The organism is Arthrobacter sp. zg-Y1219, from assembly GCF_030125545.1.
Taxonomy (GTDB): Bacteria; Actinomycetota; Actinomycetes; order Actinomycetales; family Micrococcaceae; genus Arthrobacter_B.
In genome coordinates this window covers 80,656-103,513 of sequence record NZ_JASKLY010000021.1, presented here as the reverse complement: position 1 = coordinate 103,513, position 22,858 = coordinate 80,656, and the positions used below count along the sequence as shown (strand labels likewise).

Genomic DNA, 22,858 nt, shown 5'->3' with positions numbered 1-22,858 from the left:
CGGGTTGCGGAACACTGCGGCAGTTTCTGCTGCCGCACTCATTAGCTAAGAACGAGGTAACCGAAGTGCCCATCGGCAAGGTCAAGTGGTTCGACACTGGTAAAGGTTTTGGGTTCCTGGCCACGGACGAGGGACAGGAAGTTTTCCTTCATGCCTCGGCCCTTCCGTCCGGTGTGACCGAGGTGAAGCCGGGTACCCGAATGGAGTTCGGCGTAGCCGACGGCCGCCGGGGACCGCAGGCGCTTTCGGCCCGCATCCTGGAGGCCCCGCCGTCGGTGGCTCGGGCCACGCGCAAGAGCGCCGACGACATGGCTGTTATTACTGAAGACCTTATTAAACTGTTGGATGCAGTCTCGAACGGCCTGCGCAAGGGCCGTTACCCCGACAAGAAGCATGCCACCAAGGTTGCGGCCGTTCTGCGCGCCGTTGCCGATGATCTGGACGTATAAGGCGGAGCCGCTGCATGACCATGAGCGCAACATCATCCTCTGAAGCTGTTACTGAGCAAACCTCCCGGAATGAACCAGCCTCCTCGGCTGAGCAGGCTGAATCAGCTCCGGCGAAGGCACCCAGGCGCGCGGTGCGCCGTCCGTCCAAACCTGATGCCCTGCTGGCCGCTGCAGTCGAGACGGCCCGGGCCGGGCTCCTGGAAGTGGTTCCGGCTGAGCAGATCGGCACCTACGCGGGGGCCTTCCCCGACGCCGAACGCCTGGTCACGCACCGTTTCGAGGCGCTGCGTCCGGGGTACAACGGCTGGCAGTGGTACGCCACGGTAGCGCGCGTGCCGCGCGGCAAGGTGGCCACGGTCTGCGAAGTCGGGCTGTTGCCGTCGGAAAACGCGGTCCTGGCCCCGGAATGGGTGCCGTGGTCGGACCGGCTGCGCCCGGAAGACGTCGCGGCGGAGGAAGCTGCCCAGGCGCAGGAGCGCGCCGCTGCGCTCGCTGAAGCCGGGGACAATCATTCCGGGAACGACGGCGCACCGGACAATCATTCCGGGAATGACGACACGAATGACGACGGCGGTGCGGAACCCCCTGCCGGCCGCGACAAGGCAGGAACCCGGGAGGACTACTAGTCCAGTGGGTCCGGGGGCAGGCGTCATCCACAATTCCTTAGGCCGGTGGTGAACGGTGTTCCGTTCGCTTCGGCTCTTTAACTACCGCATCTGGTTCCTGGGCGCCTTGGTGTCGAACATCGGCACCTGGATGCAGCGGACCGCCCAGGACTGGCTGGTTTACGACATCCTCACGGAGCAGGATGCGGCCGCCATGGGCATCGTCATGGCGCTGCAGCTCGGCCCGCAGCTGTTGCTGGCACCGTGGGCCGGGCTGATCGCCGACACCTACAACCGGCGAAAGGTACTGCTCTTCACCCAGGTGGCCATGGCCGCACTGGGCCTGGGGCTGGGGGTGCTGGTGCTCTCCGGGGCTGCCCAGCTGTGGCATGTCTACGCCTTTGCCCTGGCACTGGGCGTGGTCTCGGCAGTGGATGCACCGGCACGGCAGAGTTTCGTCTCGGAAGTCGTCGAAGAAACTGACCTGCCCAACGCCGTCGCACTGAACAGCGCCTCCTTTAACGGTGCACGCATGGTTGGTCCGGCTGTGGCCGGCCTGCTCACGGTCGCCGTGGGGCCGGGCTGGGTCTTCCTCATCAATACCCTGACCTTTGCGGCGATGGTCCTGGCGCTGCTCAAGATGCGCAGCAGCGAACTGCGCGTCCTGCCCAAGTCGCCTCCGGGGAAGGGCCGCATCAGGGCTGGGCTGCGGTATGTCCGCTACCGCCCCGACCTGATGATGGTGCTGCTGGCCATTTTCATTGTCGGCACCTTCGGACTGAACTTCGCGGTCTACATCGCGGCCATGGCCCGCACCGAGTTTGGGCAGGACGCCGGAGTCTTCGGGCTGCTGAACTCAGTGATGGCCATCGGATCCGTGTCCGGGGCGCTGCTCTCGGCCCGGAGGGACAAGCCCCGGCTGCGGTTTATCTTCGGAGCGGCCGGAGCGTTCGGGCTGGCCTGCCTGCTTGCCGCCGCAGCTCCCACGCTGCTGTGGTTTGCGCTCTCCCTGATTCCGGTGGGTCTTTTTGCCCTGACGCTGATGACCAGTGCCAACGCCTATGTCCAGACAACCACCGAACCGGTGATGCGCGGACGAGTCATGGCGCTGTACTTCGCCATCTTCATGGGCGGCACGCCCCTCGGTGCCCCGCTGGTGGGCTGGGTGTCCAACAGCTTTGGCCCGCGCTGGAGCTTGGGGGTCGCTGCGGCTTCGGGCCTGATCGCGGCGCTGCTGGGCTTTATTTGGGCCTGGCGGTCACATCACTTGCGCATTTCCTATGACCGCACGCGGCCCCGCCGGCTGCATCTGACCACTCGTGAAACGGATCCTGACCCGGACACGGTGTAGTTGACACGGTGCAGTGTCCTGCCCTGCTGAACCGCGGTGCCGGTTCGGGCAAGCAAAGGGCCGGCCGCGGAAGCGGCCGGCCTTTCATTTGGGCCGGAAGTTCTTGGGCCTGGAGTTCTTGGGCCGGGATGTCTTTGAGCTACGAATTCTCGATCACGAAGTCAATGCACTTCAGCAGCGCGCTGACGTCATCCGGTTCGATGGCCACGAAGGTGGCGATGCGCAGCTGATTGCGGCCGAGCTTGCGGTACGGTTCCACGTCCACGATGCCGTTGGCGCGCAGCGTCTTGGCGATGGCTGCGGCATCTATGCTGTCGTCAAAATCGATGGTGGCGATGACGTTCGACCGGTCCTCGGGGCGGGCCACGAACGGTGTGGCCACAGGTGAGGCCTGCGCCCAGGAGTAGATCCTGCCCGCCGAATCGGCGGTGCGGTCGGTGGCGAACTTCAGGCCGCCGTTCGCGTTCAGCCATTCAATCTGTGCGTTGAGGGTCACCAGCGTGGACAACGACGGCGTGTTGTACGTCTGGTTCAGCCGTGAGTTGTCGATGGCGGTCTGCAGGTTCAGGAAGTCCGGGATCCAGCGGTCCGAGGAATTGATCCGTGCGGCCCGTTCCAGCGCCGCGGGGGAGAACATGCCCAGCCACAGACCGCCGTCGGAGGCAAAGTTCTTTTGCGGCGCAAAGTAGTAGACGTCGGATTCGGCCAGGTCCACGTGCAGGCCGCCCGCGGCAGAGGTGGCATCGATCAGGACCAGGGAGCCGTCGTCGGCCCCCTGCACGCGATGCACCGGGGCGGCGACACCGGTGGAGGTCTCATTCTGGGGCCAGGCGTACACATCCACGCCCGCTTCGGCCACCGGCTCGGGCCGCGTACCGGGCTCTGCCTTAATGATGGAGGAGCCGGCCAGGAAGGGCGCCTTGTTGGTGGCGGCTGCGAATTTGGACCCGAACTCGCCAAAGGACAGGTGCTGGGCCTTGTTTTCCACCAGGCCGAAGGATGCAACGTCCCAGAATGCCGTGGATCCGCCGACACCGAGAACTACTTCATACCCGTTCGGTGCGCCAAACAGGCTGGAGAGTCCTTCACGGATGCTGCCGACGAGGTTCCGCACGGGAGCCTGCCGGTGCGAGGTGCCCAGCAGGTTGGCACCGGCGCGGGACAGGGCCTCAATTTGCTCCGGACGCACCTTCGAGGGGCCGGCACCGAACCGCCCGTCCAGGGGAAGGAGTTCAGCGGGAATCTTGAGTGCGGCGGTTTCGCCCATGGGTATCGCTCCAAGCGGTAGGCAGGGTGCTCTGATGTGCTTTTCCATTCTGCCCCACCGCCCCGGCTCCCAGCCATTCGTTACCGCCGGCAGCGGGAGTGCGGCGACTCGCGGAATTATCTGCACTCTGTACAAATAAGCTAACGTAAGGGGCAATAATGACCACGGGCGGGGGCGTCCGCCGTTGTTCTCCTGAACCTTTCGCACGAGTAATCTTCCGCACGAGTAATAGGAGCGGCCTGCCATGACGGACCTCATCGACACTACCGAGATGTATCTGCGCACCATCCTGGAGCTCGAGGAAGAGAACATTGTCGCTCTCCGGGCGCGGATCGCCGAACGGCTGCGGCATTCCGGCCCGACGGTGTCCCAGACCATCGGCCGCATGGAACGGGACGGGCTCGTGGTGGTCTCGGGAAACCGGCACCTGGAGCTCACCGAGCTGGGACGCCGGCGTGCCACCGAGGTGATGCGCAAGCACCGGCTGGCCGAACGGCTGCTGTCGGACGTGATTGGCCTGGACTGGGCCTACGTCCATGACGAAGCCTGCCGCTGGGAGCATGTCATGAGCGAGCGGGTTGAGCGCCGCCTCTATGAGCTCCTGGGCCGCCCCAGCGAGTCGCCGTACGGCAACCCGATTCCCGGGCTCGAACAGATCGGCGGCGTGCCTGCTGAACTCTTTCACCACGGAGTCACCAACCTCGTGGCGGCCGTGGCTGCCGCCGATCCCGGAACCAAGCTGAAGCTGGTCCGCTTGGCGGAGCCGGTGCAGGTGGAGCCGGAACTGCTGACCCAGCTGGACGAGGCCGGATTGCGCCCCGGCGCCGAGCTGACGGCGGAGGTCGTGGCGGGTTACATCTCCGTGCGCGTTCCCGGCATCGAAGGTGCCCTGGAACTGCCTCCAGAGGTGGCCGCGCACGTCTTTGTGTCCACAGCAGGATAACGGAATGGTCTCTTTTGTCGGGCTTCCCCTATAGTGACTAACTGACGTTGAAATAACACCGTTATCCGGGCCTTACGCCGAACCCTGCCACTGGCCCGGAATTGCATACCGTTCAGGCAGGGGCGGAGGACCCATCAACTGGCAGCCACAGCTGCCTTGGGGTGAAGCCTCCAGCATCAGCACACCGCCGCGTACGCCGCGGCCTGTGGTGAGTGGGGGCCGAGTATTCTCTACTCGAATCCGACAGCTAACTTCGCAGGCATATGAGAGAGGTATACCTTGTCGAAGCATGCTGCCCCGGGCAGGCGCCGCGCGTCCGCTCCGGTTACGGCCCCGCGCCCACGGAACGGCCAACCATCGGGCCGCCGCCGGGCCGAAACAAAACCCAGCTCCTTCGGTGGTGCAGCCCAGAAAGTTGCCATCACCGCCGCGACGTCGGGCCTGATCCTTACCGTCGCCCTCCCCACTACTGCAGCGGTCCCTGAGCCGATCGAAGAGATGCAGACCGCAGCCGTTGAGGAAGCAGTGGTGGTTTCCGCTGACCCCAATGCAACCGTTGAGTTCGAACGCGCCGCGCTGACCAGCAAGTCCGATCCGGATGCGAAGCTGCGCCAGGTCGTCGTGGCTGCGGGCAGCGAAGTTGCCGCGGGCGCTGCCAAGGGGACCCTGGCCACACCGCTGGCCTCGGATCTGGTTCAGACCTCAGGGTTCGGCTACCGGGTCAGCCCCATCACCGGCAGCGCCGGCGAACTGCACCGCGGCCAGGACTTCGCCGCGGCCTGCGGCACCGATGTTACGGCCGCTGCCTCCGGAACGGTGACCTTTGCCGGCTGGCACGGCGGCGGCGGCGGAAACCGCGTCGTCGTGGACCACGGCAACGGCGTGGAGACCACCTACAACCACATGTCCAACCTTGCGGTTGGCGTTGGCGCCACGGTGGAGCGCGGAGACCTGGTGGGTGCCAGCGGCACCACGGGCGCGTCCACCGGCTGCCACCTGCACTTTGAGGTCATGGTTAACGGCGACGTAGTGGACCCGTTGGGCTGGCTGTAACCGCAGGTAAACCATTCCGTGACCGGAACGTGACATTGGTCAAATGTTGTTGTACGCTCTTCCTCGTGCCCGATCGGCCAAAGATCGGGCACTCTCGAACAGATCGCCGAGCTCTGCCACTGTTTGAGATCCGTTCGCAACATCGCATGGCAGAGGCGGGGGAACCACATTCGGGTTTCGCAAGAAACCCTAGGGGTTAAGTTGCACGGGCCTGGCGGTCCAGCAACCGGGTGACTCCCATCCGAATCCGACAGCTCACCTCGTAGGCATTGGGAGAGGCAAACTTGTGTCATCAGTAGCTCATGGCCGTCGTCGCGCGGCCACCACCCAGACGAGCCCAATTTCAGCACTATCCCGGGCCGTTACCTCCAACGCTGGAACCATTGGCCGCCAGGCCGCAGTCGTCGTCGCCGCTTCCGGCCTCGTACTGGCCGCGGGCCTTCCCGCCCAGGCAGCCGCCAACACCGATCGCCAGGCACTGGAAGCCACGCCGCTGAGCGTCGTGACCTCCACCGGAGCCGTTTCGGTTTCCGCGCAGGCGCCGTTTGAACTGGCAACGCTGGAATCCGTTTCCTCGGTTTCCGGAGCCGACTACCGCGCGCAGGTTGCAGCAGAAGAAGCCGCCGCCGCAGCCGCAGTTGTTGCACAGGAGCAGGCAGCAGCGCAGGCAAAGCAGGCTGCCGCCCTTCAGGCCCAGCAGGTCGCCGCGAGCACCAAGGCCTACGCAGCCCCGGCAGTCGCAGCCTCTGCAGCCTCAGCCCCGGCAGCCGCAGCCCCCGCTGCGGCACCTTCCGCCGGCCAGGCCGCCCCCGCAGCAGCGACGCCGGCTCCGGCCCCCGTCGCCTCTAGCGGAGCAGGCGCGGCCCTCGTGGCCTCCGCCTACAGCCAGATCGGCGTTGCGCAGGACTGCACCGCCATGGTTGAGAAGGCGCTTCGTTCCATCGGTAAGTCCGTGGGAGACCTTGCACCGGCACAGTTCTACGCCTACGGCTCGGTTGTCGGCTCTCCCCAGCCCGGTGACCTCGTCATCACTTCCGGCCACGTAGCGATCTACGTCGGCAACGGCCAGGTCATCAGCGGCGGCTTCGACGGCATGAACACCGTGCTGCACCCGCTGTCCTACCTCGGCGGCGCAAGCTTCGTCCGCGTCAGCTAAGCCCAGTTGTCACCTAACGGAGATCGCAGCCGCATGACATCGACAACTGAGCGCGCCCGCCATCGGGCGCCGGTGAAACGTACCGCACCGCTGACCGCGCTGGCCCAGGCAATGACCGCCAACGCGGGAACTGTCGGACGCCAGGCCGCTGTCGTCGTCGCCGCCTCGGGACTTGTCCTGAGCACCGGCGTCGCCGCCAATGCTTCCGGATCAGACCTGGTCCGCGACGTCCAGACCAGCACCCTGGACCTGTCCTCGGCTGCTCCGCTGACAGTTCCGGAAACCGCAACGGTGAACTTTGACCGACCGGCAGTGGCCGGCGTCATCGTGGCCCCCGAGCCTGCGCCGCAGGCCCAGGTTGCCGTTCAGGCCCGGCCGGCGGCAACGCTGGACGCAGCCGCGCCGGGTGAAGCACCCGCAGCCGCGCCGGGTGAAGCACTCGCAGCCCAGCCGGGTGAAGCACTCGCAGCCGTGCCGGCCGCGGGTGCGGCTGCTCCGGCTGTGGCTGCTCCCGCCCGGCAGGAAGCCCCTGCTGCGTCGTCGGGCACCGCAGCGATTATCGCAGCGGCCGCCTACGCACAGCTGGGCGTCTCGCAGGACTGCACCATGCTGGTAACCAATTCGCTGGCTGCAGCAGGCATCAGCTTCCACGACTGGCCCGCCGGCTACCTGTCCCTGGGCAGCACCGTCAGCGCTTCGCAGGCCGTTGCCGGCGACCTGATCTACTACGCCGACGGCGGCATGGGCATGGCTCACATTGCTGTCTACATTGGCAACGGCCAGGCCATCCACGGCGGATACAACGGTGGTTCCACCGTTGTTGCGCCGGCTGAGCTGGGCTCCGGCGGAGTTTACATCCGGGTCGGCTAGGACCGCACCACTGCATTTCCGCCGGTTCTGACCGGTGATCAAGGGCTCTTCCCGCGGGAAGGGCCCTTGACTCTTTTAACCGAGTGCCTTTATTAACTGAGTGCCTTTAACTGAGTGCCGCCGCTTTGACTCCTGGCCGCCGCAGAAAAATGGCCAAGATCCGGATCGGGGCATACTCTTTTCCATAGATCATCCGAAGTACCGTCCTCCGCCGACGGGCTGGCACCGCCGACGGGCATGCGAGAGGAATGTGCATGCGCACTCTCGTCCTGAATGCCGGCTACGAGCCGCTGGCCGTGGTGACCTTCCGCCGGGCACTGGTACTGGTGCTGTCCGGGAAGGCCAGTGTTGTCGCGGAAAGCGGCGATCCCGTGGTGGGCCCCACCGAGATCCTTCCCCGCCCGTCGGTCATCCTGCTGCATCGATACGTGAAGATTCCGTATCGGGAAGGCACGTCAGCCACCCGGCGGGGCGTACTGCGCCGCGACGGACATCAGTGCGCCTACTGCGGCAAGGCCGCTTCGACAGTCGATCACGTCCTGCCCAAGTCCCGCGGAGGGGGCGACAGCTGGGAGAACATGGTCGCGTGCTGCCTGCGCTGCAACAACGCCAAGGGGGACCGGACCCTGAACCAGCTGGGCTGGCAGCTGCGCTTCCTTCCCCAGCCGCCGCGCGGAGCGCGCTGGCAAATCCGTGAACTCGAACGCCCGGCACCGCAGTGGGACGAGTTCCTTGACGCCGGCACCGCCGCGTGATGCCCCTGCCGCGCGGCGGCTCTTCCCGCTGCAACAATTCTCCCCGCTCGAAAGAGCTTTCCAGCTCGGAGGACCTTTCCCGCACCGGTGACCGTCCGCGCTTCAACGCCGTTATCTTGGCCGGCGGGCGCTCCTCGCGGCTGGACGGAACACCAAAGGCACTGCTGCAGGCCTCCGGCCGGACGCTGCTGGCGGCCGCACTGGACGCTGCGGCGGGGGCGTGCGCCTGCGCCGTTGCCGGTCCGCCGTCCTTGTCCGCAGTCGTGGAGGAGTCCGGACATGGTGCCGCGCTGCTGGTCCGGGAAGATCCGCCGTTCTCCGGGCCGGCGGCAGCCCTGGCGGCTGCCTGGACAGCGCTGGCGGAACGGGACAGTCACGCAGGGCACCTGCAACCGGGCTGGACGCTGGTCCTGGCCTGCGACATGCCGTTCATCTCCCGGGCCGTCGCGGCGCTCCTGGCCGCCGCCCGGAGCACCGAAGCGGAGGTTGCGCCGGGACGCGTGGACCGGTATGAATCGCTGCTGGCGCTTGATGAAACCGGCAGGGCGCAGCCGCTGGCGGCCCTGTACCGGACCGCTCACCTGGGAGCTGCGGTGCACCAGCCCGACAGGCCTGGCGGCTTGGAAAACCTCTCGATGAGGAGGCTCCTTGCTAAGGTGCAATGGAGGGGCGTTGCGGTGCCCGCCCACAGCACGGCGGATATTGATACGTGGGAGGATGCCCGGCGCTGGTCGGTGGGAACCGGGCGCGCCGGTAACGTGGAAGCGTCCGCAGCGTCCGAGCGAACGCCAGCAGAGGAGCAGTAAATGGCAAGCCAGGAAGAACAACTCGAAGCGTGGTGCGGCAGGCTGCTGACCGCCTTGGAGCTGGAGGGAACCGCCGTGGATATCGGCGCAGTGTTGCAGCTGGCCTCAGACGCGGCTCACTCGGTGGTCCGGCCCGCCGCACCCCTGACCACGTTTGTGGCCGGATTTGCTGCAGGGCTGGCGGCAGGCAGCGGACAGGCGGACGACGACGTCGCCATGGGCGCAGCGATGCGCGCGGCTGCCCGTGAATGCAAAAACTACGGTGAAACCGGAGACTCCAATGACAACTGACAATTCCACCCCCGTAATACTCCCGCTTCAGCCCAACGCGCCCTGGGAGCAGGCGCGCAGCTTGGCATTCTCAGCGGGCCGCCCGCTGCCCTATGAAACTGTGCCCCTGGCCGAGGCCCTGGGCCAGGTCCTCGCCGAGGACGTAACCGCCTTGCAGCCCATTCCGCATTATGCGTCGTCGGCGATGGACGGCTGGGCCGTCTCCGGTCCGCCGCCGTGGCAGCTGGTGTCACATCAGGAGCCGAAAACGGAGCGGTGGCAGATCCACAAGGAGTCCGGACGCCGCCCGCTGCAGCCGGGCCAGGCCGTTGCCATCCTGACGGGCGGCATGATCCCGCTGGGCGCCCACAGCGTGCTGCGCTCCGAAAGCGGCGTGCTCACCGGCGGCGACAACCCGGTGCTCGCCCTCAGCGACGATGCCCGCGGGGAAGAACCCCGGGCCGGCGAACACATCCGGCCCGCGGGAGAGGAAGCAGCCGCAGGCGAAGTCACGATCCGGCGCGGCACCCGGCTGAACCCGGCACACATCGCGCTTGCCGCAGTGTGCGGGCACGATACCCTGCCGGTGCTCCGCGCACCCCGGGTGTCGCTTCTGCTGACCGGCGACGAAGTCATCGAATACGGGCTGCCGGAGTCCGGCCAGGTGCGGGACACCTTCGGCCCGCAGCTTCCGCAGCTGGTGACCATGCTCGGCGGCCGCATGGACGTGGTCCGCCGCCTGTCCGACCGCTATGAGGACGTGGTGGCGGCCCTGAGCACTGATGCTTCCGACGAGACCTCCATCGCCATGTCCTCGGGGGATGTCCTCATCACCACCGGCGGCACCGGCCGCTCCGAGGCCGACCACCTGCGCCAGGCGCTGGAGGACATGGACGCGGAAATGCTGATCAACGGCGTCGCGATGCGTCCCGGGCACCCGACCATGCTGGCCCGTCTTCCCGACGGCCGGCTGCTTGTGGCTCTGCCCGGCAATCCGCTGGCGGCCATGATGGCTGTCTTCACCGTCCTCTCACCGCTTTTGGACGGGCTCCGGGGAGCGCCGCTGTCGCCGGAGCGCCACGTCCTGGTGGGCGTGGATATTGAACCGCTGCCCGGACGCACCCGGCTGGTTCCCTGCCGGATCGAGAACGGGCGGGCGCTGCCCTCGCCGTATTTCCGGTCGGGAATGCTGCGCGGAATTGCCGACGCCGATGCCATCATGGTCATCCCGGAATCCGGATGCACCAAGGATGAAGCGATTACCGCACTGCCGCTGCCCTGGACGGTGCACGAGCCCCCGGCTCACTGAGTGCCCGTCCGGGCCGGTGTCGGCTAGGCTCGGATGAGGCGCTGCTCCAGCCCAGCCGCACTGGGTGAAGGGGCACCGTGTCTCACGGAGACGGAGTTTTAAGGAGACGGAATGGGACGGGTTACCCGGCGCGGATCGATCACGAAATTCCGGACGGACGGAACAGTTACCAAGCGCGAAGACGTACTGGCCGGCGAGGAGCCGCTGGAGATCCGGGTCGAGGGTCGTTCCTTTACCGTCACGATGAGGACGCCCGGCGATGACTTTGACCTTGTCGCCGGGTTCCTGGTCTCGGAAGGCATCATCTGGGAGCCCGGACAGCTGATCAGCCTGCGCTACTGTGCCGGCGTCGACGAGTCCGGACAGCAGACCTTCAACGTGGTGGATGTGCAGCTGCGACCGGGCACCGCACTCCCGGACACGGCTATGGAGCGCCATGTCTACACGTCCAGTTCCTGCGGCATCTGCGGGACGGCGTCCATCGATGCGGTGCGCAAGTCCTCCCACTTCTCGCTGGGCGACGACGACGTGCGGGTTCCGCTCCCGGTACTGGCGGCACTGCCGGACCAGCTGCGGCAGCAGCAGAAGGTCTTCGACCGCACCGGCGGGGTTCACGCCGCCGGGCTGTTCAGCGCCGAGGGCGAGTTGCTGTGCCTGCGCGAAGACGTGGGACGCCACAATGCGGTGGATAAAGTGGTGGGCTGGGCCCTGCGCGCGGGCAGGCTGCCGCTGCGGGGAACCGTCCTCCAGGTCTCCGGCCGGGCGTCCTTTGAATTGGTGCAGAAGGCCCAGCTTGCCGGCATCCCGATGCTGGCGGCCGTCAGCGCGCCGTCGTCGTTGTCGGTGGAGCTGGCGCAGGACGCCGGGATGACGCTGGTGGGCTTCAGCCGCGGGACGTCGCTGAACTGCTACGCGTTCCCGGAGCGGATTTCGGTCTGACCGCAGCTGGGGCAGCGAAACGATCAGCGCCGCGCCGGAACCTGCACGGTGACCGTGGTACCCCGGCCCACCGCCGAATCGATGGCCAGCTCCCCGCCGTGCTGGTGGACGATGTCCTGCACAATGGCCAGGCCGAGACCGGTGCCGGGAATCGCGGCAGCCGTGGCATTGGAAGCGCGGAAGAACCGCCGGAACAGCTTGGGAATGTCGCCCTCGGGGATTCCGATGCCGCTGTCCACTACCTTGACCCGGATCTGGGGGCCGGAATCCGTGCTGATGACATCGCTCAGGACATCCACCGTTCCGCCCGGGCGCGTGAACTTCACGGCGTTGGAGAGCAGGTTCGTGAAGACCTGTTCCAGCTGCGCCTCTTCTCCGTCGACCAGGAGCGGTGCCGTCACCGGCCCCAGCTGCAGGGTTATGTCGTTCGCTGCGGCAGCCGGTGCCAGCGCCGCCGCCACGGATTCCAGGAGGCCGGCCAGATCGATTTCCTTCACTGCAAGACTGGCATGGGCATCGCTGCGGGAAATGGTGAGCAGGTCGGAAATGAGCTGGTTCAGGCGCGCGGCGTTGCGCCCCACAATTTCCAGCATCTGCACCATGTGCGGAGGAACCTCCCCGGCGGAACCGTCCAGGATCAGCTCAAGATAGCCGGTGATCGAGGTCAGCGGGGTCCGCAGCTCATGGTTCACGGTGGCCACAAAATCGGTCTTGGCCTGGTCCAGTTCCCGCAACCGGGACAGCACCTCGCGCTGGGCGGTGATGAGATGCCCCTGCACCAGGCCGTGGGCAAGGTTTCCGCAGACGTGCTGAATGAGTGACAGCTCTGTCCGGCTCCAGTGCCGCGGGGCGGTACCGGCGATCCAGATATAGCCCAGCACCTTGTCGCCGTGGGCCAGCGGGGCCAAAACCGACGTCCGCAGCTCTGCCGGGATGGTTGCCGAGAGAACCTTGCCGTCAGGTTCATTGAGGATGAGGTGGTCTTCAACCCGAAGCACCGTCTCTTGGTCCCAAAGAGAGGCACAAAGATCCGCCGCCTCCGGCATTGGAATCCGGGGAAGGCCCTTCCCCGAGGGCTTCCGGCTCCAGGACGCCGACAGTTCAGGGACGCGCTCATCGGGAAACGTGTCCATTCGGACCTGGCAGGCAGCAAAGGTCTCCCCGAGCCCCCGCACCACCAGCGCGGCCATCTGTTCCGGATCATTGGTGCTGCGCAAAGCCGCCGAGATTGCCCGGGTATCGTCCCGCAGCCGCGCAGCAGCGATTTTGCGGCGGCGGGTGGCCTGGCTCCCGGCGAGGACCAGGGCCACCCGGGCGGCCAAATCTGTTTCCTGCACCCGGCCCACCACAAATTCCGTGATGCCGAGTTGCACCATGCCCTCGATATCCAGGTTGCCGTCACCGGACAACAGAATGACCGGCAGTTCGGCCACGGCCGGTTCCTGCCGGAGCCGGCGGAGCTGGTCGGGCCGGGCAGCGGCGAGCATCACCGAGTCGACGACGGCCAGCATGACGTCTTGCTCTGAGATCGCCTGAACGGCGTCCGACTCGTTATTGACATGCAGCGGCGTCAGGCCTGCCGCGCGCAGGACGGAGTCAGTGGAGGCCCGGCAATCGTGGACCCGGACGGCTACTACGGCAAACTGCTCGCCGGGGTCACCGGACGGCGCTTGCACCGGTTGTAGCGCCGTGGGCATGGAGGCCTTTCGTCAACTGCTGAATCCGGGGAGGGTGCAGCGAATGGAAGTGTACCAGCGCGCTCAGCTTTGGAAGTGTCCGGGAACACATCGCTGCGCGATTCCTTAATCTGCGGCCAGAACATGCGGCCAGCCGGTGCTGCCGGCCATCTCCCTCGGCCGCGGTGCAGGTGCGGAGCCGAGGCGGAATGCTGCCGGACCGGAGTGTCAGTGCCGAGGCATAAACTGGAGAGTGCAAACAACGGAGGCGGCAATATGAGCATGGAAGGCGCGGCGTGGAGCTCTCTTCATAAGATCTCCACCGCCAGGGGCAGCGACAACAAGATTTCCAAGGAGACGCTTCGGCGGATTATTGCTTTCGCCTCTCCCTACAAAAAGCAGCTGATCGGCTTCGTCCTGCTGTCCACGCTCGGAGCTTTTCTGGCGGTGGCCACTCCGGTCCTGGCCGGTGAGGTGGTCAATTCCATCGTCGCGGGTTCGGCAGCGGGCCGGGTGATCCAGCTGGCACTGCTGATCGCCGGGGTTGCGGTGGCGGATGCCGGGGTGTCAATGGCCACCCGGTGGTTCTCTTCCCGGATTGGTGAGCAAGTCATCCTGGACCTGCGGACAGCGGTTTTTGACCATGTCCAAAAAATGCCCATCGCCTTCTTTACGCGCACGCGCACAGGCGCCCTGGTCAGCCGGCTCAACAATGACGTCATTGGTGCGCAGCAGGCCTTCAGCGGCACCCTCTCCGGCGTGGTGAGCAACCTCGTCGCCCTGATCCTGACGCTGATCGTCATGCTCAACACCTCCTGGCAGGTGACCGTCCTGGCCATGCTGCTGCTGCCGGTGTTCCTTATTCCGGCCCGCCGCATGGGCGGAAAGCTGGCTTCGCTGCGGCGTGAAGCAGCGAATCACAATGCCTCCATGGGAACGCAGATGACCGAACGGTTCTCGGCGCCCGGAGCCACCCTGGTCAAGCTGTTCGGCCGGCCCGAGCAGGAGTCCGTCGAGTTTGCCGTCCGCGCCGCCCGAGTCCGCGACATCGGGGTGAAGATGGCCATGATGCAGGCGGTGTTCGTCACCGCACTGACCCTGGTTTCGGCCCTCGCGCTGGCCCTGGTCTACGGCCTGGGCGGTTATCTGGCCCTGTCCGGGAGCCTGAACACCGGCGACGTCGTCACCCTTGCCCTGCTCCTCACCCGGCTGTATGCGCCGCTGACTTCGCTTGCCAACGCCCGGGTGGAGATCATGAGCGCCGTCGTGAGCTTTGAGCGGGTCTTTGAAATCCTGGATCTGAAACCGCTGATCCGCGAGAAGGACCAGCCCCTGCCGGTCCCCGACGGCCCGCTGGGCGTGGAGTTCGACGACGTCCGGTTCGCCTATCCGACGGCGGACAAGGTCTCGCTGGCATCGCTGGAGGACGTGGCGGTGCTTGATTCCCGCGGCGGCGAGGAGGTGCTGCATGGGATTTCGTTCCGGGTGGAACCCGGCCAGACCGTCGCTCTGGTCGGCACCTCCGGCGCCGGCAAGTCCACCATTGCCCAGCTGCTGGCGCGCTTGTACGACGTCGACTCCGGAGCGGTGCGCTTCTCCGGCACCGATGTGCGGGACGTCAGCTTCGCCGGGATGCGCCAGGCGCTGGGCATGGTGACCCAGGACGGGCACCTGTTCCACGAGAGCATCCGCTCCAACCTGTTGCTGGCCAACCCCGAAGCCTCCGAAGATCAGGTTTGGGACGCGTTGCGCCGCGCCCGGCTGGAGAACCTGGTCCGTTCGCTGCCGGACGGGCTGGACACCATGGTGGGGGAGCGCGGCTACCGTCTGTCGGGAGGCGAACGCCAGCGGATGACGATTGCCCGGCTGCTGCTTGCCCAGCCGCGGATCGTGATCCTGGATGAGGCCACTGCTGCCTTGGACTCCACCTCTGAAGCTGCCGTTCAGGCGGCATTGGGCGAGGCGCTGGAGGGCCGCACCGCCGTCGTCATCGCCCACCGGCTCTCGACGATTCGCAATGCCGACAAAATCCTGGTGATTGAGGGCGGACGCATCGCTGAGCAGGGAACCCACGCCGAGCTCATCGCCATGGGCGGCCGATATGCCGAACTGCACGATACCCAGTTTGCCGTGGGGAAAACCGCGGAGCCTGCCCCGCTGACGGAGAGTGCGGCAGAGGCAGAGGCAGGGGCAGGCGCCGGGCATCGGGCGCCGCTGCGCTAGGCCGCTGCTTTGCAAAGTTGGTGCCCCCGGCCGGAATCGAACCGACGACCTGCCCTTTAGGAGAGGGCCGCTCTATCCTACTGAGCTACGAGGGCGTGCCGCCGGTCTGGCCGGCAGGCGGTTATCAGCTTACCTGTTTCTGCGCTTGGCGGGCTGACGCGTTACCGCGCGTGTTGCCTGCCGGCGCCGCCGCAGCCGCTGAGGACGCATCAGAGGCTGCCGGCTCCGTGGTCTGCAGCGCCAGCTGATGTGCTGCGTAGGCCCCCCGCATGTCTTCCATGAACCGGTGGACGGTTCGAAGCTCTTCGGCGGAGTAGCCGCTCATGACGTCGTCGGTGAGCTTGCCGAGAGGGCCGAAGTAGGCCCCGGCCAGCTGCATTGCCAGCGGCTCGAAATGCAGGGTCACCTTGCGCCGGTCTGCATGGTCCCGGTTGCGGTGGATGTGTCCGATCCGCTCGAGCCGGTCGATCACCGCCGTCGTCGCACCGGTGGAGGTGCCGAGCAGGGTGCTGAGCCGGCCGGCCGTGAGGGCCTCGTGCCGGGTTTCGGCTTCCATGATCAGGGTGAGCGCGCGCATGTCAGTGGCGTTGAGCCCGTGACGGTGCGCAAAAGTATCCGCCACCCGCTGTCCGTCCACGGCCATGCCGCGGATCGCGTTGACGATATCCCGCTTGAGATTCTTCTCCACGGTCCTATAGTAGCTCGATATTGAAATGTCTCTAAAAGTGAGATACTTTACTTCGGAGATACTTTAGTGCACCAGGAGCGAGCATGTACGCAGGGATAGTGAAATCCGCCAAAGCGGCCTGGATTACGCTGCTGCTGAGCCTTGCGGTCATCATTGGCCTCTTTGCTTTGCCGGCGCAGGAAAACGAGGCGTCCACTGTCGGCGGCCTCAGCGACAAGTACCAAACCACGCAGGTCAACGAACTCCTGGAAGAATTTCCGGATGCCCAGGAATCCACGGCGCTGATCGTCGTCTCGCGGGCCGACGGCGCGGCAATGACCGACGCCGACCAGGCCGCGATCGCCGGCATCAACGCGGCTGCCACTGAGCTCGGCGCTGTGGGTCCGCCGCCCCAGGTGCCGCCGATCGTTTCCGAAAACAAGCTGGTGGCCCTCGTTCCGGTGACCCTCCAGGCTGCCGCCGACGACGGTGACGCCGTGTCGGCTGAAGTGGAGAGCCTGCGCCAGGGCATTTCCGATGCCGCTCCGGAGGGTCTCACCGCCGAGCTGACCGGCGGGGCCGCCTTCACGGCGGATCTGGCCGGCGTGTTCTCCGGCGCCAACTTCATCCTGCTGACCGTCACGGCCGGCGTGGTGGCCCTGCTGCTGCTCATTACCTACCGTTCGCCGTGGCTCTGGCTGGTGCCGCTGGCGGTAGTGGGGACCATTGAGCAGGCAGCCCTGAAAGTGGTTGACCTGCTGGCCCCGGTGGTTGGCATCGATGTGGACCCCTCGGCGGTGGGCATCACCAGCGTGCTGGTGTTTGGTGCCGCCACCAACTATGCGCTCCTGCTGATCGCGCGCTACCGCGAAGAGCTGCGCATCCATGAATCCAAGTATTCGGCCATGGGCCGGGCGCTCTCCCGGACCAGGGAAGCCATCATCGCCTCGGGCGGCACCGTGATCCTCGCCCTGCTCGTGCTGCTCTTTACCGACACCATGAGCTACCGCGGCCTGGGCTTCTCGGCAGCGACCGGCATTGTCCTGGCCATTCTCAGCGCCCTCTTCATCCTGCCCGCCGCGCTGGTACTGCTCGGCCGGAAACTGTTCTGGCCGTTCGTGCCCAAGGTCGGCGACGCCGCCCGTGAAGGAAAGTTCTGGGGCAAGCTCGGCGAGGCCACGGCACGTGCACCCAAGCGCATTGCCGGCGCGGCCGTCGTCGTGCTGCTGGCCGCAGGCGGATTGTTGCTCAACGTCCAGATCGGCCTGAGCGAAAACGAACAGTTCACGGAGAAGCCGCAGGCTGTCACCGCCGCTGAAACACTCGCCGAAGGCTTCCCCGCCGGGTCCTCCTCGCCGGTGATCGTGCTGGTCAACTCGGACAGTGCCGATGCGGCAGTGGCCGAACTCGCGGAGCGGGAGAGCGTCTCCGGAGCGGACGTGGCGTCCGAGCACAACGGGATGACCCGCATCGACGTCATCGATAGCTACGAACCCGGCACCGCCGAGGCGAATGCCTTCATCGAGGAACTGCGCGCGGATCTGGCCGCCAATCCGGACTACGGGGCCCTGGTCGGCGGTGAAGCCGCCGAGCGCGTGGATCAGGTCGCGGCGAACACCCACGACTTCACCCTGGTGGTCACCTCGGTGATCATCCTGGTCTTCCTGGTCCTGCTGGTGCTGTTGCGCAGCCTCGTGGCGCCGGTGCTGCTGGTCGCCTCCGTGCTGCTGACCTTCGTCGCGAGCACCGGCATCAGCTGGTTCCTGTTCGTGAACGTGCTTGGCTTCCCGGCCCTGGACACGCTCACGCTGCTGTACAGCTTCATCTTCCTGGTGGCCCTGGGGGTGGACTACAACATCTTCCTGACCACGCGGGCCCGGGAGAACGCCATGACCATGGGCACCAAGCAGGGCATGCTCAGTGCCCTGCGCTCCACCGGCGGGGTCATCACCAGTGCCGGCATCCTGCTGGCCGCGGTGTTCGCCGTCCTCGGCGTGCTGCCGCTGGTTACCCTGACCCAGGTTGGCATTACCGTGGCGATCGGTGTCCTGCTGGACACCCTGGTGGTGCGGACGGTCATCGTTCCGGCGCTGGCCTTCATCCTGGGCGAGAAGTTCTGGTGGCCGTCCAAGCCTGCCGCGCCTGGCGGCACCGGCGGCCGGCACGAGGCCCGGACCTCGGGCGACGATTCGGGTCCGGTGCTGGACGCGGCACCCGCCGGCGCGCACCGGGCGCCCACGCCGTACGCCCCCCGGCACCCCCGCGGGGCGGGCCCGCGCCCGCCTTCCCCCGGGGCCCGGGCCCTCACTGGGTCTGGCTGCATCGGGGGAGGAACCCTACGGCGTAGCTTTCGGGGTGCTCTGGCTGGGCCCGGTGCGTTTGCTGAACACGGCAACCACGGCCGCCAGCAGGCTCAGCCCGAAGAGCACCCAGCGGGCTATGGTCAGGGTGCTGGCCAGGGCGGCGTCTCCGTTCGAGAGGGCTTCAGAGCCCAGAGCGGCATCAATGGCGACGTTCTCCCACAGGTCCACGATGACAAAGAGGATGGGCGCGGCCCATAACACCCAGCGCTTGACCCGGCCGCGGGCGTTCAGGCCGATGATCAGCAGCCAGGTGAACCCGAACATCAGCGGGAAGATGGTGCCGGCGGTCTTGTGCACGTAGCTGAGCTGGCCGAGGGCATCGGCGTCCATCACCGAGCGCAGGTCCGCCAGGTACTCCGAGCTGTAGCCGCCCACCAGCGAATCTGGCATGGCCATGCCGTTGCTCAGCTGGGTCATCTGGTCCAGCACCATGATGTGCAGGTAGAAGAACATGAAGAGCGTGGTCGCCACCGCCGCCACCAGGAGCAGGTTGGCGTTGCTCTTGGGCTGCTGCGGAGCGCGGGCAGTGGTCAGTTTCGCTAGGTGCGGGGGCTGGACGGCTTTCTCACCGTGTTTCGCTGCCCGCTGTGCCGGAGTTTTTCCCATGCTTAACAGTATGGCCGCTGCATGGTTCAGGGCCGCGATCCGGCGGCCTCCGGGGCTCGCCGCCGCTGCGCTTGCCGGGAGGCCGCTGCCGCCCGCTAGGGTGGCTGCATGAGTGTTCACGCCGCAAAAGACGACTTTTCCCTGGCCGCGAACCTGGTGCGCGACGCCGGTGCGCTGGCCCTGCGCATGCGCTCGCAGGGCCTGACGGCCACTGCCAAGACCACTGTGTCCGACGTCGTGACGGCCGCCGACCACGCCGCGGAAAAGCTGGTGGTGGACAGGCTTCGCCGGCTGCGTCCGAATGACGGGATCGTGGGGGAGGAAGGCGCCAGCGTCACGGGCACGTCCGGCCGGTCCTGGGTGATTGATCCGGTGGACGGCACTTACAACTTTTTTGCCGGCTCCACGTACTGGTGCTCCGCTCTTGCCCTGAAAGCAGACGATCCGGAAGCCGTGGACGGAGATCCTGAGGTGCTGCTGGGCGCCATTTACCAACCGCAGGAAGACCGGCTGTGGCTGGGCGGTGAAGGCCATCCGGCGACCCTCAACGGGGCGCTGCTTCCCCGGCTCGAGGATGTCCCGCTGGATCGCCTCAGCGCCGGGACCTATCTGCATCCGACCTGGTTGATGCGTCCGGAGGTGGCCGGTCCGTGGACTGCTGCCGCGTCCCGGACCGCGACCATTCGCATGCTGGGGTCGGGTTCCTGTGACCTTGGCGGTGTCGCCTCCGGGCGGCTCGGGGCCTGGTTCCAGCACAGCTGCCCGGAATGGGACTGGCTGCCGGGCAAGGCAATCGTGCGGGCCGCCGGCGGCAGCACCGCCGTCGCGGTCATCAACGGCTTCCGCTGGCATATCGCGGGAACCGCCTCGGCAGTGCGCGAAATCGGCGGCGCGCTGGCTTCGGTTTAGCCGGCGGTGTGGATCCGCCGGAATGGTCAGCGGCAGCACCTAGACTTAAGAACACCATGGACTATCTTTTTGATCCGTACTTTTCAGCCGCCAAAACGGGCACCGCCAAAACGGGCACCGCTAAAACGGGCACCGCCCAAGCCGAACCCGGCCAGACGGAGTCCGCCAGGACTGGCTCTGCCCGGACCGGTTCCTCGGCCGACGCCGCCCGCGACGGGGCGGAGCACCCGAGGGCTTCCCGCGTCAATGAACACCGGGCAGCGGAACTGCTGGAGGGCCTGAACCCGCAGCAGGAGGAAGCGGTCAAACACGGCGGTTCACCGCTGCTGATCGTTGCCGGGGCCGGGTCCGGCAAGACCCGCGTCCTCAGCCACCGGATCGCCTATCTGATGGCTACCGGACGCTCCAACCCCGGCCAGATCCTGGCCATCACGTTCACCAACAAGGCCGCCGCGGAAATGCGCGAGCGGATTGAGGCACTGGTGGGCGGGGTCGCGAAGACCATGTGGATCTCCACCTTCCACTCCTCCTGCGTGCGCATCCTGCGCCGCGAGGCCAAATCGGTGGGGATGAATTCTAACTTCTCCATTTACGACTCCGCGGACTCGCTGCGCCTGATCACCCTGGTGGCCAAGGGCCTGGACCTGGATCCCAAGCGGTTCACGCCCAAAATGATCATGCACAAGATTTCGGCGCTGAAGAACGAACTGATCGACGACGAGACCTACGCCGCCACCGCCAACCTGGCCGATCCGTTCGAGCAGGCCGTCGCTGACGTGTACAGGGGCTACACCGAGCGCATGCGTTCGGCCAACGCCATGGACTTTGACGACCTGATCGCGCAGACCGTGTACATGTTCCGCGCCTTCCCGGGAGTGGCCGAGTACTACCGCCGCCGGTTCCGCCACATCCTGGTGGACGAGTACCAGGACACCAACCACGCCCAGTACGCCCTGGTCCGCGAGCTGGTGGGGGTGCCGGGGGAAAGCAGCACGCTCGACATCCCTCCGGCCGAACTCACCGTGGTCGGTGACTCGGACCAATCCATCTACGCCTTCCGCGGCGCCGACGTGCGCAACATCGTGGACTTCGAGAAGGACTATCCGTCGGCCCGGACCATCCTGCTGGAGCAGAACTACCGCTCCACGCAGAACATCCTGAACGCGGCCAACGCGGTGATCTCCCGCAACCCTAACCGGCCCGAGAAGCGGCTGTGGACGGCGGAGGGCAGCGGCGAGAAGATCATCGGCTACGTCGGTGAAAACGAGCACGAGGAAGCCCGGTTCATCGCCGAGGAAATCGACCGGCTGCAGGACGAGGAAAACCTGCGTCCCGGCGATGTGGCGGTGTTCTACCGCACCAACGCCCAGTCCCGTTCCCTCGAAGACGTCCTGGTCCGGGTGGGGCTTCCCTACAAGGTGGTGGGCGGCACCCGGTTCTACGAGCGCAAGGAAATCAAGGACGCGCTGGCGTACCTTCGGGTGCTGGTGAACTCCGACGACGTCGTGAACCTGCGCCGGATCCTGAACGAACCCAAGCGCGGGATCGGCGACCGCGCCGAATATTCCGTCGCGGCGCTGGCCGAACGGGAGCGCATCTCGTTCATGGCTGCCCTGCGCAGGGCGGCCGAGGCCCCCGGGCTGGCCACCCGCTCGCTGAATGCCGTCAACGGGTTCGTCAAGCTCATTGACGATCTCGCCGAAGTCGCCAACGGTTCCGGTGCGGCCGCCGCGCTGGAAGCGGTGCTCGAACAGACCGGGTACCTGGCCCAGCTGCGCTCCTCGGCGGACCCGCAGGACGAATCCCGGGTGGAGAACCTCGCAGAACTTGTGGCGGTGGTCCGCGAATACGAAAAGGACAATCCGGAGGGGTCCCTGGGGGAGTTCCTCGAACAGGTCTCCCTCGTGGCCGACGCCGACTCCATACCGGACGCCCCGGAGGGCTCGGCGGAGGAAGTTGCCGCTGCCGTTGAGGAATCCCGCCGCCAGGGCGTGGTCACCCTGATGACCCTGCACACCGCCAAGGGCCTGGAATTCCCCGTGGTCTTCCTGACCGGCATGGAACAGGGGCTGTTCCCGCACCAGCGATCCGCCACCGATCCGGCGGAACTGGCCGAGGAGCGCCGGCTCGCCTACGTGGGGCTCACCCGGGCGCGCAAGCGTCTGTACATCACGCGCTCGGAAGTGCGCAGCATGTGGGGGCAGAGCCAGTACAACCCGGCCAGCCAGTTTGTCGGGGAGATCCCGGGGGACCTGATTGAGTGGAAGCGCGAGGGCATGGACCGGCCCACGTGGGGCGGTAACGCCGGCTCCACGTCCAGCCGCTACGGCGGCTCCTCCTGGGGTGCGGGGTCGTCGTCGGGCAACGGCACCGGAGGCAGCATCGCCGCCGCCCCCGTGTCCAAGGCCATTGGCCGGGTGCAGCCGCAGAAGGAGGTCATCTCCGTGGGAGTGGGCGACAAGGTCAACCACACGACCTTCGGCTCCGGGACGGTGCTCGCGGTGGAGGGCAGCGGCGACAAGACCGTCGCCAAGGTGAAGTTCGACGTCGGCGAGAAGCGCCTGCTGCTGCGTTACGCGCCCCTGACCAAGGAGTCCTGACCCCCGGACCGGCTGCCGTCCGCAATAACCCACCCGCCTCG

19 protein-coding genes, 1 tRNA gene, 1 pseudogene and 2 riboswitches are annotated in these 22,858 nt (G+C 66.6%); of the genes and pseudogenes, 16 read left to right on the top strand and 5 right to left on the bottom strand.

Annotated elements, in window-relative coordinates:
* Positions 1 to 65 precede the first annotated feature (65 nt).
* Genes QNO00_RS16330 through QNO00_RS16320 form a run of 3 tightly spaced genes read left to right on the top strand, consistent with a single transcriptional unit; the run spans position 66 to position 2,405 of the window.
* On the top strand, positions 66 to 449 hold the full coding sequence (locus tag QNO00_RS16330; protein ID WP_284025269.1) for a cold-shock protein: 384 nt from the start codon (positions 66 to 68) through the stop codon (positions 447 to 449).
* A 20-nt stretch (positions 450 to 469) separates the two neighbouring features.
* On the top strand, positions 470 to 1,075 hold the full coding sequence (locus QNO00_RS16325) for a DUF3027 domain-containing protein (RefSeq protein ID WP_284025268.1): 606 nt from the start codon (positions 470 to 472) through the stop codon (positions 1,073 to 1,075).
* Between the two features lie 55 nt (positions 1,076 to 1,130).
* Positions 1,131 to 2,405: an MFS transporter gene (locus QNO00_RS16320; RefSeq protein ID WP_229968088.1), complete on the top strand. Its 1,275-nt coding sequence runs from the start codon at positions 1,131 to 1,133 to the stop codon at positions 2,403 to 2,405.
* Positions 2,406 to 2,544: 139 nt separating this feature from the next.
* Here QNO00_RS16320 and serC read toward each other — a convergent pair whose 3' ends face one another.
* Positions 2,545 to 3,672: a phosphoserine transaminase gene (serC, locus tag QNO00_RS16315; RefSeq protein WP_284025267.1), complete on the bottom strand. Its 1,128-nt coding sequence runs from the start codon at positions 3,670 to 3,672 to the stop codon at positions 2,545 to 2,547.
* Between the two features lie 244 nt (positions 3,673 to 3,916).
* Between serC and QNO00_RS16310 the strand changes: the two genes are divergently transcribed.
* The 9 genes from QNO00_RS16310 (at position 3,917) to fdhD (ending at position 11,773) form a co-directional block, all read left to right on the top strand.
* Positions 3,917 to 4,615: an iron-dependent transcriptional repressor DtxR gene (locus QNO00_RS16310; protein WP_229968092.1), complete on the top strand. Its 699-nt coding sequence runs from the start codon at positions 3,917 to 3,919 to the stop codon at positions 4,613 to 4,615.
* Between the two features lie 65 nt (positions 4,616 to 4,680).
* Positions 4,681 to 4,892, top strand: a riboswitch (cyclic di-AMP (ydaO/yuaA leader).
* 2 nt (positions 4,893 to 4,894) lie between these two features.
* The gene (locus QNO00_RS16305) at positions 4,895 to 5,668 is read left to right on the top strand and encodes a M23 family metallopeptidase (protein ID WP_284025266.1); all 774 of its coding nucleotides are present in this window, start codon (positions 4,895 to 4,897) and stop codon (positions 5,666 to 5,668) included.
* 120 nt (positions 5,669 to 5,788) lie between these two features.
* Positions 5,789 to 5,951: riboswitch (cyclic di-AMP (ydaO/yuaA leader) on the top strand.
* Between the two features lie 3 nt (positions 5,952 to 5,954).
* On the top strand, positions 5,955 to 6,824 hold the full coding sequence (locus tag QNO00_RS16300) for an NlpC/P60 family protein (RefSeq protein WP_284025265.1): 870 nt from the start codon (positions 5,955 to 5,957) through the stop codon (positions 6,822 to 6,824).
* Between the two features lie 33 nt (positions 6,825 to 6,857).
* Positions 6,858 to 7,694 carry an NlpC/P60 family protein gene (locus tag QNO00_RS16295; protein ID WP_284025264.1) on the top strand — a complete coding sequence of 279 codons (837 nt, stop codon included), beginning with the start codon at positions 6,858 to 6,860 and terminating at the stop codon, positions 7,692 to 7,694.
* Positions 7,695 to 7,948: 254 nt separating this feature from the next.
* Positions 7,949 to 8,449 carry an HNH endonuclease gene (locus QNO00_RS16290; protein WP_229968100.1) on the top strand — a complete coding sequence of 167 codons (501 nt, stop codon included), beginning with the start codon at positions 7,949 to 7,951 and terminating at the stop codon, positions 8,447 to 8,449.
* Positions 8,449 to 9,255: a molybdenum cofactor guanylyltransferase gene (gene mobA, locus QNO00_RS16285; RefSeq protein WP_229968102.1), complete on the top strand. Its 807-nt coding sequence runs from the start codon at positions 8,449 to 8,451 to the stop codon at positions 9,253 to 9,255. Before QNO00_RS16290 ends, mobA begins: the two co-directional genes overlap by 1 nt.
* Positions 9,256 to 9,546, top strand: coding sequence for a DUF6457 domain-containing protein (locus QNO00_RS16280; RefSeq protein WP_229968104.1), 291 nt, complete (start codon positions 9,256 to 9,258; stop codon positions 9,544 to 9,546).
* Positions 9,536 to 10,834 carry a molybdopterin molybdotransferase MoeA gene (locus QNO00_RS16275; RefSeq protein ID WP_284025263.1) on the top strand — a complete coding sequence of 433 codons (1,299 nt, stop codon included), beginning with the start codon at positions 9,536 to 9,538 and terminating at the stop codon, positions 10,832 to 10,834. The genes QNO00_RS16280 and QNO00_RS16275 overlap by 11 nt, the downstream gene beginning before the upstream one ends.
* Positions 10,835 to 10,945: 111 nt before the next feature.
* The gene (gene fdhD / locus QNO00_RS16270) at positions 10,946 to 11,773 is read left to right on the top strand and encodes a formate dehydrogenase accessory sulfurtransferase FdhD (RefSeq protein WP_284025262.1); all 828 of its coding nucleotides are present in this window, start codon (positions 10,946 to 10,948) and stop codon (positions 11,771 to 11,773) included.
* Between the two features lie 23 nt (positions 11,774 to 11,796).
* Here the strand turns inward: fdhD and QNO00_RS16265 are convergent, their stop codons facing one another.
* Positions 11,797 to 13,470, bottom strand: a complete 1,674-nt coding sequence (locus QNO00_RS16265) for a sensor histidine kinase (protein WP_284025261.1) — start codon at positions 13,468 to 13,470, stop codon at positions 11,797 to 11,799.
* A gap of 255 nt (positions 13,471 to 13,725) precedes the next feature.
* On the opposite strand from QNO00_RS16265, the gene QNO00_RS16260 reads away from it, so the two are divergent.
* Positions 13,726 to 15,672, top strand: a complete 1,947-nt coding sequence (locus tag QNO00_RS16260) for an ABC transporter ATP-binding protein (RefSeq protein WP_284025260.1) — start codon at positions 13,726 to 13,728, stop codon at positions 15,670 to 15,672.
* An 18-nt stretch (positions 15,673 to 15,690) separates the two neighbouring features.
* On the opposite strand, the gene QNO00_RS16255 is transcribed toward QNO00_RS16260, so the two are convergent.
* Both QNO00_RS16255 and QNO00_RS16250 read right to left on the bottom strand, forming a co-directional pair.
* A tRNA-Arg gene (locus tag QNO00_RS16255) sits at positions 15,691 to 15,767 on the bottom strand.
* Positions 15,768 to 15,796: 29 nt separating this feature from the next.
* Positions 15,797 to 16,360 carry a MarR family winged helix-turn-helix transcriptional regulator gene (locus QNO00_RS16250; RefSeq protein WP_229968114.1) on the bottom strand — a complete coding sequence of 188 codons (564 nt, stop codon included), beginning with the start codon at positions 16,358 to 16,360 and terminating at the stop codon, positions 15,797 to 15,799.
* An 83-nt stretch (positions 16,361 to 16,443) separates the two neighbouring features.
* Here QNO00_RS16250 and QNO00_RS16245 point away from each other — a divergent pair.
* Positions 16,444 to 18,456 (top strand): annotated as a pseudogene (locus tag QNO00_RS16245) (MMPL family transporter); the annotation flags it as partial.
* Between the two features lie 219 nt (positions 18,457 to 18,675).
* Here the strand turns inward: QNO00_RS16245 and QNO00_RS16240 are convergent.
* Positions 18,676 to 19,308 carry a hypothetical protein gene (locus QNO00_RS16240; protein ID WP_284025259.1) on the bottom strand — a complete coding sequence of 211 codons (633 nt, stop codon included), beginning with the start codon at positions 19,306 to 19,308 and terminating at the stop codon, positions 18,676 to 18,678.
* 108 nt (positions 19,309 to 19,416) lie between these two features.
* Here QNO00_RS16240 and QNO00_RS16235 point away from each other — a divergent pair, with 108 nt between their 5' ends.
* Entirely contained in the window at positions 19,417 to 20,217 is an 801-nt protein-coding gene (locus tag QNO00_RS16235) for an inositol monophosphatase family protein (protein ID WP_284025258.1), read from the top strand.
* Positions 20,218 to 20,273: 56 nt separating this feature from the next.
* A complete protein-coding gene (gene pcrA / locus QNO00_RS16230; protein WP_284025257.1) occupies positions 20,274 to 22,817 on the top strand; it encodes a DNA helicase PcrA in 2,544 nt (847 codons plus the stop codon).
* Positions 22,818 to 22,858: the final 41 nt, after the last annotated feature.